Here is a 12179-nt window from a genome sequence, read left to right as displayed (position 1 = left end):
AGCAAAAGCCGAATGCTGATCTGTATGTTAAATCATCATTTGAAAATACTGAAAAGAAACTTAACTCAATTCGATAAAAAACGGACTAAACTTGTTTTGCCAGAATACCTTGCTATTCAAATCTCTATTTTAACAACGCCTCTCGGCGCATAGCGCTCCATCTCGCCCGATTTTAGGAAACCGAATGGGAAATTTCTTTTTTCTTCAGCTACTCACAGTCGTCTTTGCCTTGTCAATTGCCACGACCATGTTTAATAAGCGTGTTTTAGGCTTTCCACAAGCGATCGGGGTTCCGATTGTCTCAGCAATCTTTGTTTTTATTTTGCAGTGGGGCGCCAGTTTACTGCATGGCAATCCATTCTTTAGCATCAATATTGACAATATCGAGCAGGCTGTTCGTCATGTGGATTTTTATGATTTTCTGATCAATGGCGTGATTTGCTTTATTCTGACCTCATCTGCGCTGAAGTTTAAGGTCTCAGATTTGCGTAATCACTGGCGGCCGATCAGTATTCTGGCTGGTCTGGCTTTGGTGTTCTGTGCAGTGTTCTTTGGCGTGGTGTTGTATGGTTATCAGTTCCTGATTGGTAAGCATGTTGACTTGCTGGTTTTGCTATTGCTAGGGGCGGCCTTGGGCGCCACAGATCCGATCGGCATTAAAGGGGTATTGAGTTCGGTTCGTGCACCGCATCATTTGATCGTCAAGCTGGAAGGCGAATCGTTGTTTAATGATGCGATGTGTATTGCCTTGTTTATGACCTTACTCAATGTCCTGCAAGGTGAAAACTTTACGGTACTGGCAGTGCTGCAAACCTTGCTTTATGAGATTGTCGTGGCGGTACTGATTGGTCTCGGATTCGGTTTTGCGATCTTGCGGATTTTGCGCGGTAAGCATGAAATGGAATCTCTGATTTTGACCACGGCCTTGCTGGCTTGTGGTTCCTATCTGGTGGCTTTGCTGGCACATGCTTCCGCGCCAATTGCCTGTGTGATTGGTGGTTTGATTGTTGGTAATAAATGGAAAGAAATCCTGGCAGATGCTGAAATTGGTGACGTTAATCATTTCTGGCATACGGTTGAGGGAATTATCAATTCATTCCTGTTTACCCTGATCGGTTTGGAATTGTTTATTCTGGACTTGAGTACCAGTCTGGTTCTGGGCGGAATGGTGGCTTTTGTGATTCTACATCTGGCCCGTTTTGCAGCCAACTATCTGGCCTTTGCCATGTTCCCAAAAGTCAGCAAGAAAAGCTATAACGGCAGTTTGACCATCCTGTCTTGGGGCGGAGTACGGGGCGGGATTTCTTTGGCCTTAATTCTGGCGGTCGCCAATGTTCCTCAGCTGGAAGCCTATAGCAGTATTCTGGTGGGCTATACCTTTATTGTAGTGCTATTGTCCGGTGTGGTATGTGGCTTGGGCCTGCCTGCGGTGATGAATGCGTTTTATTATAATCCCAATGAAGAGACGCAGGGCTTTAAAGGTTGGTATCAACGCATGTGTCATAAAATGAATCGTAAGGGTTTTCGCTATATTGTTGGAGAAGATGCCAAAGGAAATGAGACTATTACTATTTTTCAGCCAGAAATTCTGATTGATCAGAAAGATGCAGATGGCGTTGCCACGGTGCATCATCCAGATAAAGTTCAGGAAGTAAAAAGACTGGAAAATCCGGATAATTTCTAAAGATAAAACTTAGAAGATCAAGAGACTGTTAGATTGGTTTTTATAGTGAGATGAGAGCTTGAATCAGCGTATTTCATCAGGCTTAATCACTCTCCTATAGCTTTTTTACTGGGGGTGGATTGTGATTTTTGATTTAAATAAGCTATTAATGAGATGAAAATGACCCAGACAAGTTCAGCCAGTCAGGAAATGGCAGAAATGATTTTGGCTGTGGTCAATCAGATTCCGTATGCCAAAGTCGCCACCTACGGACAGATTGCTAGACTGGCAGGTTTACCCAAACATGCGCGATTGGTCGGACGGGTATTAAGTCATCTAGATTCGGACACTGATATTCCTTGGTATCGGGTGATCAATGCCCAGGCGAAAATCAGTGTGAAGCAACTGGACGAACATGGCCAGAATATCCAGCAGCAAAAACTCATGCAGGAAGGAATTTTTCTTAAAGGTGATCGCTTGGATTTAAAACGCTATCAATGGGATGGTCTGGTCAAGATATAAAAAAAATCCCCACTTGGTGAAAAGTGGGGATTTTAAACATAACTTAGTTGCGAATCACCATTACTGGGATATCCGCTTGGCCGAGAATGCTTTGCGCTACGCTGCCAAGGAACAGCTTTTTGAAGCCCGTGCGACCATGGGAACCAATCACGATCAGGTCAGAATTTAAATCTTTAGCTGCTTTGACAATCTCGCTATAAATTACCTGACCCTCAAGGAGCTGTGTATCCACTTCAACACCGGCACCAGAGAATTTTGCTTTGGCTTCATCCAGCGTTTTCAGGATGGAAGTACGGGCACGTTCAATCAGGTCATTGGTTTGTGCCGCAGAGATATATTCCGCAGCGATATAAGGGTCCAGCGCCAGAACTTGAACCACTGTGACTTTACTGTTAAATGCTTTGGCAATTTCTACAGCTTTATCTACTGCAGCATACGATGTTTCTGAACCGTCAACAGGTACTAAAATATGTTCAAAAGGCATTAGAATTCTCCTGAGGGGAATTTAGAGTTATAAAATTATGACGCGTTAAACCGGGTACGAATAGTTGTTTATACTTTGATCATAGCCTGTATTGTATAAAAATAAAACCAAGTAAATACATAGGTATAATGTCTAATAGATTAAAAAATGAAGCACCTGTTTAGAGCTATTTAATTGGGTGATTTATTTAGCCTAAGTTAATAATTTATATGTAATTAATGTGATAGCCTAAGACAGTGATTAATCACATCGAATAGAGGTCGGGTCTAATTTTATTTGCGGTGACAGCTGTTCATAGCGATTTAAAATTGTTTGAGTTTCACCTGCATAAATTTTTTGCTGTAGCTGCCGGATTTTATGTTCTGTCACATGTAAACGCGCACAATGTAATGCAATCTGATTTTCCCGGGTTACCGCCAGTCGTTGGCTCTGATCATATTCCGGATAGCGCCCGATTTTCTGCTGTGCTCTGCTGAGTTGTGCCAAGGACCGTTTTTGCTGCATGCTCATCAGTTGCTGCTGATTAATCCACTGTGCCACATCACGTCTGACGCCATTATAATCTACGAAAATAGGCGAGATGATCTGGCAGGCACTCAGGCTTGAAAGGCCAATGAGTAAAATAAATATTTTGATTTTATACATTTGGTGAATCCTCGAAGAATTAAAGAGTGCTATGAATGCGTGAATTACATACTAAAAAACCCTTTTTTGTTTAAAATTTAAAAGTTTATTCTGTATTTGCATAAAGACTGAACATTTGTTTTTTAAAATGCTTGACGATAGAAGCTGAAATTACGATAATGCGCACACAGTTTACGGCTATGTAGCTCAGTTGGTTAGAGCACCGCACTCATAATGCGGGGGTCACAAGTTCAAGTCTCGTCATAGCCACCATTTTAAAAGACCAAGCTCTCAGCTTGGTCTCTTTTTTTGTCTTTTAAAAAGTACTGCAAACTATAAAAAATATTTGAAGCATCCACTAATTTTTTCAGATTTCTCAAAACATCATTTTTCCTTAATGTTGAGTCTGATCTTCATTTTACTGTCGCATAAAAAAATCGCCCAAGCATTCACTTGGACGATTCTGATTTACATCATTGAGAGCAGAATTTAGCTACCTGCTTTCCATCCATTCACGATTGGATAACGACGCTCACGGCCATAAGAACGTGAACTGATACGTGGCCCAATGGCACCTTGGCGGCGCTTGTACTCATTGATATCAACCAGACGAATCACTTTTTTCACGACTTCAGCATCAAAGCCTTTGGCAATGATATCGTCTTGACTCATATCTTCTTCAATATACGAATACAAGATCGCATCTAGAATGTCATAGGCAGGTAAAGAGTCTTGATCGACCTGATCTGGACGCAGTTCTGCTGAAGGTGGACGGGTAATCACACGTTCCGGAATCACTGGAGTTTCTGAAATGCTGTTACGATATTTCGCCAGTTCAAACACAATGGTTTTATACACATCTTTCAGAACTGCATAACCACCGACCATATCGCCATACAGGGTGCAATAACCGACAGCTAGTTCAGATTTATTACCGGTTGCCAGCACCAGATTACCGAATTTGTTAGACAGAGCCATCAACAAGGTGCCACGTGAACGTGCTTGCAGGTTTTCCTCGGTGGCATCGACTGGAGCATTACCAAAGAATGGGAATAGCACCTGCATAAAGCCGCTTACCACAGGGTTAATTTCAGCAATACCGAAAGTCACGCCCATATTTTTGGCTTGAGCTGCTGCATCTTCTACACTGATTTGTGCAGTATAGGTATAAGGCATCATCACAGCCTGAACTTTGTCTGCGCCAAGCGCATCTACAGCAATCGCTAGGGTCAGGGCAGAGTCAATGCCGCCAGACAGTCCCAGAATCACACCTGGGAAGCCAGAACGCTGTACATAATCACGTGTAGCCATGACCAGGCTTTGATAAATCTCAGCCATGGTGTCTAAAGCAGGTGCAATTGCACCTTTACTGAATTGCAGTTGTTCAGCATTAAATTCTGCAATTGCCAGATTTTCCTGGAAAGTTGGTGCCTGTAAAGCCACCTCGCCAGATTTGTTGAGCACAAAGCTGGTACCGTCAAAGATCAGGTCATCTTGGCCACCGACCTGGTTGCAGTACACCAGATTGATATTTAGCTGTTTGACCAAGGCCGCCATGGTTTCAATACGATGTTGTGGTTTACCCACTTCATATGGCGATGCATTCAGCACCAAAGCCGTGTCGATATTCAATTTTGCCAGTTGCTGAACAGTGGCCAAAGACCAGACATCTTCACAGATCAGTACGCCAAATTTATGTCCAAGATACTCAAATACCAGATGCTGATGACCTTCGCCAAAATAACGCTTTTCATCAAATACACCATAGTTTGGCAACACTTGTTTGTTATAAACACCCAGTACTTCGCCATCTTTCATGACAGCAGCCGAGTTATAACGCTGACCATCTTCAGTTTGATTAACAAAACCAAAGACCATGACAATATCTTTTACTTCAGTTAGTTTTTCAAAAGCCGCTTTGGTGCGTTTCACCAGACTTGGGCGAATTAATAAGTCTTCTGCAGGATAGCCCAATGTTGAAAGTTCAGGAAAGATAATCAGATCCGCTTTATCTTTTTTAGCCTGATTGGCCAGATCAATCATTTTTTGCGTATTTGCATCCAGATTGCCCACATGTGGAGAGAATTGAGCAATCGCAATTTTAAAACTTTTCATTCCAAGTAAATCCTATTCCTATAGGTTGATACACTAAATTACTGATTTTTATAATTCTAATTATTCAGTTGAGTGCACTTCGATATTCATAAAATGCCAAATGGCTTAAATAAAAAAACTTTTTATCGCATGATCATTGAATCTTAATCTGCGATGCAAAATAATCATACCGGCTTATTTTATCGAAATTTTATCGATAAGCTAGAGCTGATTTAGCAGAACAGGCATTGAGTGAAAAAAGTTATTATATAAACTTAGAAAATATGCTGATTTTTTATGCATCTAGGCATATATAGATTTAAAGGCTGAAGTCGAAATTTCGGCTTTTAAAATATACCTTATCTATATTTTTTAGAATTAAACTGGTTAAATATCATCTGTTTATTTGTTGGTTTAAAATAATATTCGGAATTTTTTTTAGAAAAATATCCCTCGCAATATCGCCTTGTTGTTCAATATTGTAGGTTGAAAATGATTTGTTGGGATTAAATTGATATTTGTACGGATTATATTTTCCCAAGCTGAGAAAATAAGCACTTTGTAAAAATGCCCCTTTTAAAAGCACATTGATGCGGCATTGGTGTTGATAAATATGCGCCATCTCATGAATAAAGAGCGCTTGATAAGATAAACTCTCGCGTGAATAATCTTCCCGATAATTTAAATTGCGTACATGTATGTAGCCACTGGGCGCCATAATGACATGTTTGGATTGCCAGGGCAGGTAGGGGTGATTCATGATTTTAACGCGGGAATAATCGATCAGGTTGCCAAATACTCGTTGGGAAATTTTGATTTCACCAGACGTTAAACTGCGGCACTTAAACTGTTCAAAACGAACCAGTCTCAAAATAAAGGGCAGAAAATACAACAGCATTCAATATACGTCCTGTTTTTAGGTGACTTAATCCGTGAATATAATTTTCATATATTCATTTTAAAACGTTTCAGATCAACTTTTTGTAGGCTTTTGTCAGTGCTAAAAAAACCACCCGGGTGGGTGGTTTTCTTGAGTCTTTCAACGCGGTTCGAATTAACGAACGATATCGCGTTGAACTTCGCCAGTGTAAAGTTGACGAGGACGACCGATCTTGTAAGGACCGCTGTGCATTTCTAACCAGTGGCTGATCCAGCCAACAGTACGTGCAAGCGCGAAGATCACAGTAAACATTTCAGTCGGGATACCAATCGCTTTAAGGATGATACCTGAGTAGAAGTCTACGTTCGGGTAAAGGTTACGCTTGATGAAGTATTCGTCAGAAAGCGCGATACGTTCAAGTTCCATAGCCAATGCAAGCTGTGGATCATTGATGCCAAGTGCACCAAGAACTTCGTCACAAGTTTCTTTCATTACTTTCGCGCGTGGATCGAAGTTTTTGTAAACTCGGTGACCAAAGCCCATCAGTTTAACTTCTTTAGTCTTCACTTTTTCCATGAAGCCAGCAACGTTTTCTACAGTGCCGATTTCGTCAAGCATCTTAAGAACAGCTTCGTTCGCGCCGCCATGAGCAGGACCCCAAAGTGCAGAGATACCAGCAGCGATACATGCATACGGGTTAGCACCAGTAGAACCAGCTAAACGTACGGTAGACGTAGAAGCATTTTGTTCGTGGTCAGCATGAAGCGTGAAGATACGGTCCATTGCTTTTGCAAGAATTGGATCAACTTTATAATCACGGTCTGCAGGAGTAGCAAACATCATGTGCAGGAAGTTTTCTGCATAACCAAGGTCGTTACGTGGGTAAACGAATGGTTGACCGATGGTGTACTTGTAGCTCCAAGCCGCCAGCGTAGGAATCTTCGCGATTAAACGAATTGCAGTGATTTCACGGTGGTTCACATCTTCGATGTCAAGGTTGTTGTGATAGAACGCAGACAACGCACCAACCACACCTACCATGATCGCCATAGGATGCGCATCACGACGGAAACCATTGTAGAAACGGCTAACTTGATCGTGAACCATTGTATGATTACGTACTTTAGCGTCAAATTCTTCTTTTTGCTCAGTAGTTGGAAGTTCGCCATTTAACAATAAATAGCAAGTTTCCAAGTAATCAGCTTTAGTCGCCAATTGATCGATTGGGTAGCCACGGTGTAAAAGTACACCTTTGTTACCATCGATGAACGTGATTTTAGACTCGCACGCAGCTGTCGCCATAAAACCAGGATCAAAAGTAAAGTGACCTGCAGCCAACACATCTTTAACGTCGATTACATCTGGGCCCAATGTGCCGCTGTAAATTGGTAGTTCAATTTCTTTGCCATCAAGCTGTAAAACGGCTTTCTTGCCAGTTGCTTCAGACATTCAATAGATCTCCTGTCCTGGTGAATGTATATCCGCTTTGTCTATCAATCTTTTAATGCACAAAACGGACGGATCAAAAATTTGCTATAAGATTAGTGAGTACTGAAATTTTGTCAATTATACTTATGGATGAAAAATGACGGCCGCACAGCAGTTTAGTCACATTCGCTCAGTATAAAAAGTTCAGTAAAATCACAGCATCAAACCTCTATAATAAGTCAAATTGATGCAGAGGTGCAGAAAAAAATAGACTGCTTGGGGCATTTGTAAGCGTTTTTTCCTAGCAAGAAATGCGGGCGAAAATAGTGAAAGATTAAGGTGAGCATGCTTAAAACTATATAAATCTCATAACTTACATCGTTTTTGCCAAGCTGAATTTAACAGGTAGAATTATAAATAAAAGCAATTAATTGAATTTTGAATATGATTCAATTGATTAAAAAGTAGCTTAATAAATGGCCAGTTTTGCAGCAAAGGTAAGCAGTATAAAAATAAATGAATGATTTTTTGAATCTAAATGCTTCAAATCGATTGAAAAACCCATCGTGTGGTGTACTAAGTCGCTATTTAACATCAGGTTATCTGAATCACTGCGCTGCTGATGAATTGGGGCAATTGGTCTGTTAAATCTAGACACTTGATTTAAATCTGAATTAAAAAGAGATTTAAATAATATTTGTGATGGAACTGTGCATCTTTAGTCTAAAACTCAAACATGATCCTGTAGGCTGAAAACCGAGTAAATTAATCATCTTAATTATTTAAAAACAATCATATAGATAGGAATTGAAAGGGTGGAATAATATATAAAGTCTGACTTATTTTTGTTAATGATTCTTATTTAATGGTTTTTTATCCAAAAAGCCAAATTCAGCCGTTTGTATTTTAATAGTTCACGTTTTATAATTCAGTGTCGTTTTGATTTTAGGCATGTATTTGCCTGAGAATGCCAGCTTTCCTTCGAATTAATTCCAACAAACTCCGGATGGAGTTTTTACTTACAGGATGCCCGCTGTGAAAAGCAACAGACCTGTCAATTTGTCCATGGGTCAAGTTTTAGAAGTAAACTTAAAATCACCCGTGGCTATTGCATCAATTCTACACCGTCTTTCAGGTGTTATCGTATTCTTACTCGTACCGGTTCTTCTATGGATTTTAGACAAGTCATTGTCTTCGCCTGAAGGTTTTGCGCAAGTTCAAGAAATCTTTAACGGTTTCATTGTTCGCTTCATTGTATGGGTATTTGTCGCCGGCATGATTTTTCACTTTATTGCGGGTGTTAAGCATTTACTTGCTGACATTGGCGTTGCTGAAGAACTAGAAAGTGGCCGTGTTGCATCTACTATCGCATTAATCTTGTCTGCAATCGGTATTGTTGCAGCATTTGTATGGATCGTACTCTAATGAAAAGCGCTACTGGTTTAACAGGTTCAGGTTCTCGCGATTGGTTTCTCCAACGTGTCAGTGCTGTAGTTCTAGCTGTTTATACCGTTGTTGTACTGGGTTGGATTCTACTGAATGGTGGTTTCAACTTTGAACAGTGGTACGGCTTTATGATGACAGTTCCAATGAAGATCATGTCTTTGTTGGCGGTCTTATCTCTTGTTGCACACGCATGGATCGGCATGTGGCAGGTATTCACGGATTATGTGACTACTCGTCAAATGGGTCCTTCAGCTTCAGGTTTACGCCTTGTACTGACTTCAGCAGTGATCATTGCTGTACTTGCATATGCAATCTGGGCGATCCAGATTTTTTGGGCGAATTGATAGGAAACAATCATGGGCGCTATAAACCCTAAAGAAGATTACACAAATATTCCGCACGAAACTTTCGATGCTGTCATCGTTGGTGGTGGTGGTTCAGGTATGCGTGCGTCTTACCAACTTGCTCAAGCTGGTTTGAAAGTTGCGGTTCTGACTAAAGTATTCCCAACTCGTTCGCACACTGTTGCAGCGCAGGGTGGTATTGGTGCCTCTCTTGGTAACATGCAAGAAGATAACTGGCACTACCACTTCTACGACACAGTTAAAGGTTCGGACTGGTTAGGTGACCAAGACGCAATCGAGTTCATGACTCGTGAAGCGCCTCAAGTAGTTTATGAACTTGAACACCTAGGTATGCCATTCGACCGTAATGCTGATGGTACAATTTACCAACGTCCATTCGGTGGTCACTCAGCAAACTACGGTGAAAAAGCTGTGCCACGTGCATGTGCTGCTGCCGACCGTACCGGTCATGCACTTCTTCACACGCTTTATCAAAGCAACGTGAAAATGGGCACTCAATTCTTCGTAGAATGGATTGCGCTTGACCTGATCCGTAACGAAAAAGGTGACGTTTTAGGTGTTACAGCAATTGACCAGGAAACTGGTAAAATTGCAGTATTCCAAGCAAAAGCGACTTTGTTCGCTACTGGTGGTGCTGGTCGTGTTTACCGTGCATCTACAAACGCTTATATCAACACTGGTGACGGTCTTGGTATGGCGGCTCGTGCAGGTATTCCATTACAAGATATGGAATTCTGGCAATTCCACCCAACGGGTGTTGCGGGCGCAGGCGTATTGTTGACTGAAGGTTGTCGTGGTGAAGGTGCAATCCTTCGTAACAAAGATGGCGAACCGTTCATGGAACGTTATGCACCAACTTTGAAAGACTTGGCGCCACGTGACTTCGTATCACGTTCTATGGACCAAGAGATCAAAGAAGGTCGTGGTTGTGGTCCTAAAGGCGATTACATCCTGCTTGATATGACGCATTTGGGTGCGGATACGATCATGAAGCGTCTTCCATCTGTATTCGAGATTGGCAAGAAATTCGCGAACGTTGATATCACTAAAGAGCCAATTCCTGTAGTGCCAACAATCCATTACCAAATGGGTGGTATTCCAACGAATATTCATGGTCAGGTGGTTGTTCCTGAGTCTCCTGAAACAGAAGCGCTTGTTGCTAACTACAACAAAGACACCGACGTTTACTCTACCAATGCTGAAGGTCGTGACTTTGCTAAGCCAGTAAAAGGTTTCTATGCAATCGGTGAATGTTCATGTGTATCTGTACACGGTGCAAACCGTCTAGGTACGAACTCATTGCTTGACTTGGTTGTATTTGGTAAGGCCGCTGGTCAACATATCATTGAATATGTTACTAAACAGCACGATGGTGAATATGAGCCACTTCCAACAACTGTGCTTCAAGAAACTGTTGAACGTATTCGTAAACTTGACGAATCGACTACAGGTGAGAATGCTCAAGACGTTGCTGATGCAATCCGTGATATCGTTCAAGATCACGCTGGTGTATTCCGTACATCTGCGCTTCTGGACGAAGGTGTGAAGCAGATTCTTGCAATTGAACCGCGCGTACGCAACATTCACTTGAAAGACAAATCTAAAGTATTTAACACTGCACGTATTGAAGCACTTGAAGTTGAAAACTTGTATGAAGTTGCGAAAGCAACGCTTATTTCAGCTGCTGCTCGTAAAGAATGCCGTGGTGCACATACGGTTGTAGACTTTGAAGAGTCTCCAGACCATGCTGAATACCCATATGGTCGTCGTGATGATGAGTGGATGAAGCACACTTTATGGTTCTCTGCAGACAACCGTCTAGAGTATAAGCCAGTTCGTTACCGTCCATTGTCGGTTGACGCGATTCCACCTAAACCACGTACATTCTAATCAGGAGAATTCAGATGAGTAGAGGTACTCGTACATTTCATATCTACCGCTACGATCCTGACAAGGATAAAGCACCGTACATGCAAACTTTTAAGCTGGAACTGACTGACAAGCACCGTATGTTGCTTGACGCACTTCTCGCATTAAAAGTACAGGACGAAACTTTAACGTTCCGTCGTTCATGTCGTGAAGGTATTTGTGGTTCTGATGGCGTGAACATCAATGGTAAAAACGGTTTGGCGTGTCTTTGGAACCTGAACGATTTACCAAATGAAATTACTGTTCGTCCATTGCCTGGTCTTCCTGTAGTGAAAGATCTGGTGGTTGACATGAACCAGTTCTATGATCAGTACAACAAGATCCATCCATTCTTGATCAACAACCAGCCTGCACCGCCTAAGGAACGTTTACAGTCTCCTGAAGAGCGTGAGCATCTTGATGGTCTATATGAATGTATTCTATGTGCATGCTGTTCAACTTCATGCCCGTCATTCTGGTGGAACCCGGACAAGTTCTTGGGTCCTTCAGCATTGTTGAACGCTTACCGCTTCATTATTGACTCGCGTGATACGGGAACACAAGAGCGTTTGGCTCGTCTAGACGACCCGTTCTCATTGTTCCGTTGTAAAGGCATTATGAACTGTGTATCTGTATGTCCTAAAGGCTTGAACCCAACTAAAGCAATCGGTCACATCCGTAATATGCTTTTAGATATGGCAGGCTAATAGGCTGCTCTTCGCAGTTTAGATAAAAGCACACCTTCAGGTGTGCTTTTTTTATGCA

11 protein-coding genes and 1 tRNA gene are annotated in these 12179 nt (G+C 41.7%); 7 read left to right on the top strand and 5 right to left on the bottom strand.

Features of this window, described 5'->3' with window-relative positions; translation table 11 throughout:
• Nucleotides 1-184: 184 nt before the first annotated feature.
• Complete coding sequence (locus tag ACTL4S_RS03300) at nt 185-1684, top strand: cation:proton antiporter (protein WP_071850584.1); 1500 nt, start codon at nt 185-187, stop codon at nt 1682-1684.
• 159 nt (nt 1685-1843) lie between these two features.
• A complete protein-coding gene (locus ACTL4S_RS03295) occupies nt 1844-2185 on the top strand; it encodes an MGMT family protein (RefSeq protein ID WP_004730272.1) in 342 nt (113 codons plus the stop codon).
• Nucleotides 2186-2228: 43 nt separating this feature from the next.
• Here ACTL4S_RS03295 and ACTL4S_RS03290 read toward each other — a convergent pair whose 3' ends face one another.
• Nucleotides 2229-2669 carry a universal stress protein gene (locus ACTL4S_RS03290; protein ID WP_004279425.1) on the bottom strand — a complete coding sequence of 147 codons (441 nt, stop codon included), beginning with the start codon at nt 2667-2669 and terminating at the stop codon, nt 2229-2231.
• A gap of 240 nt (nt 2670-2909) precedes the next feature.
• Nucleotides 2910-3314: a hypothetical protein gene (locus ACTL4S_RS03285; RefSeq protein WP_071850585.1), complete on the bottom strand. Its 405-nt coding sequence runs from the start codon at nt 3312-3314 to the stop codon at nt 2910-2912.
• A gap of 175 nt (nt 3315-3489) precedes the next feature.
• Here ACTL4S_RS03285 and ACTL4S_RS03280 point away from each other — a divergent pair.
• Nucleotides 3490-3566 (top strand) — tRNA-Met (locus tag ACTL4S_RS03280).
• A 216-nt stretch (nt 3567-3782) separates the two neighbouring features.
• On the opposite strand, the gene ACTL4S_RS03275 is transcribed toward ACTL4S_RS03280, so the two are convergent.
• The 3 genes from ACTL4S_RS03275 to gltA form a co-directional block, all read right to left on the bottom strand.
• Nucleotides 3783-5408 carry an NAD+ synthase gene (locus ACTL4S_RS03275; protein WP_004730268.1) on the bottom strand — a complete coding sequence of 542 codons (1626 nt, stop codon included), beginning with the start codon at nt 5406-5408 and terminating at the stop codon, nt 3783-3785.
• A 373-nt stretch (nt 5409-5781) separates the two neighbouring features.
• Complete coding sequence (locus tag ACTL4S_RS03270; RefSeq protein WP_441298735.1) at nt 5782-6285, bottom strand: hypothetical protein; 504 nt, start codon at nt 6283-6285, stop codon at nt 5782-5784.
• A gap of 156 nt (nt 6286-6441) precedes the next feature.
• Nucleotides 6442-7716 carry a citrate synthase gene (gene gltA, locus ACTL4S_RS03265; protein WP_129717195.1) on the bottom strand — a complete coding sequence of 425 codons (1275 nt, stop codon included), beginning with the start codon at nt 7714-7716 and terminating at the stop codon, nt 6442-6444.
• Nucleotides 7717-8721: 1005 nt separating this feature from the next.
• Here gltA and sdhC point away from each other — a divergent pair.
• From sdhC to ACTL4S_RS03245, 4 genes are read left to right on the top strand one after another with little or no spacing between them, the layout of a single operon-like run.
• Entirely contained in the window at nt 8722-9120 is a 399-nt protein-coding gene (sdhC, locus tag ACTL4S_RS03260; RefSeq protein WP_004279430.1) for a succinate dehydrogenase, cytochrome b556 subunit, read from the top strand.
• Nucleotides 9120-9485: a succinate dehydrogenase, hydrophobic membrane anchor protein gene (gene sdhD, locus ACTL4S_RS03255; protein WP_004279431.1), complete on the top strand. Its 366-nt coding sequence runs from the start codon at nt 9120-9122 to the stop codon at nt 9483-9485. Before sdhC ends, sdhD begins: the two co-directional genes overlap by 1 nt.
• Before the next feature lie 12 nt (nt 9486-9497).
• A complete protein-coding gene (locus ACTL4S_RS03250) occupies nt 9498-11396 on the top strand; it encodes an FAD-binding protein (RefSeq protein WP_004279432.1) in 1899 nt (632 codons plus the stop codon).
• A 14-nt stretch (nt 11397-11410) separates the two neighbouring features.
• Nucleotides 11411-12121, top strand: a complete 711-nt coding sequence (locus ACTL4S_RS03245; protein ID WP_004279433.1) for a succinate dehydrogenase iron-sulfur subunit — start codon at nt 11411-11413, stop codon at nt 12119-12121.
• Nucleotides 12122-12179 lie beyond the last annotated feature (58 nt).

It is taken from the genome of Acinetobacter lwoffii, from assembly GCF_052078135.1.
Classification (GTDB): domain Bacteria; phylum Pseudomonadota; class Gammaproteobacteria; order Pseudomonadales; family Moraxellaceae; genus Acinetobacter; species Acinetobacter lwoffii_Z.
Note: the sequence above shows the minus strand (reverse complement) of the source record. Positions and strands in the feature narration are given on the sequence as shown.

Bases quoted from the DNA above. Each gene is read 5' to 3' on its own strand.
- ACTL4S_RS03285 (WP_071850585.1), bottom strand. From the start codon at position 3,314: ATGTATAAAATCAAAATATTTATTTTACTCATTGGCCTTTCAAGCCTG.
- ACTL4S_RS03275 (WP_004730268.1), bottom strand. From the start codon at position 5,408: ATGAAAAGTTTTAAAATTGCGATTGCTCAATTCTCTCCACATGTGGGC.
- ACTL4S_RS03250 (WP_004279432.1), top strand. From the start codon at position 9,498: ATGGGCGCTATAAACCCTAAAGAAGATTACACAAATATTCCGCACGAA.
- ACTL4S_RS03270 (WP_441298735.1), bottom strand. From the start codon at position 6,285: ATGCTGTTGTATTTTCTGCCCTTTATTTTGAGACTGGTTCGTTTTGAA.
- ACTL4S_RS03300 (WP_071850584.1), top strand. From the start codon at position 185: ATGGGAAATTTCTTTTTTCTTCAGCTACTCACAGTCGTCTTTGCCTTG.
- gltA (WP_129717195.1), bottom strand. From the start codon at position 7,716: ATGTCTGAAGCAACTGGCAAGAAAGCCGTTTTACAGCTTGATGGCAAA.
- ACTL4S_RS03245 (WP_004279433.1), top strand. From the start codon at position 11,411: ATGAGTAGAGGTACTCGTACATTTCATATCTACCGCTACGATCCTGAC.
- ACTL4S_RS03290 (WP_004279425.1), bottom strand. From the start codon at position 2,669: ATGCCTTTTGAACATATTTTAGTACCTGTTGACGGTTCAGAAACATCG.
- ACTL4S_RS03295 (WP_004730272.1), top strand. From the start codon at position 1,844: ATGACCCAGACAAGTTCAGCCAGTCAGGAAATGGCAGAAATGATTTTG.
- sdhC (WP_004279430.1), top strand. From the start codon at position 8,722: ATGCCCGCTGTGAAAAGCAACAGACCTGTCAATTTGTCCATGGGTCAA.
- sdhD (WP_004279431.1), top strand. From the start codon at position 9,120: ATGAAAAGCGCTACTGGTTTAACAGGTTCAGGTTCTCGCGATTGGTTT.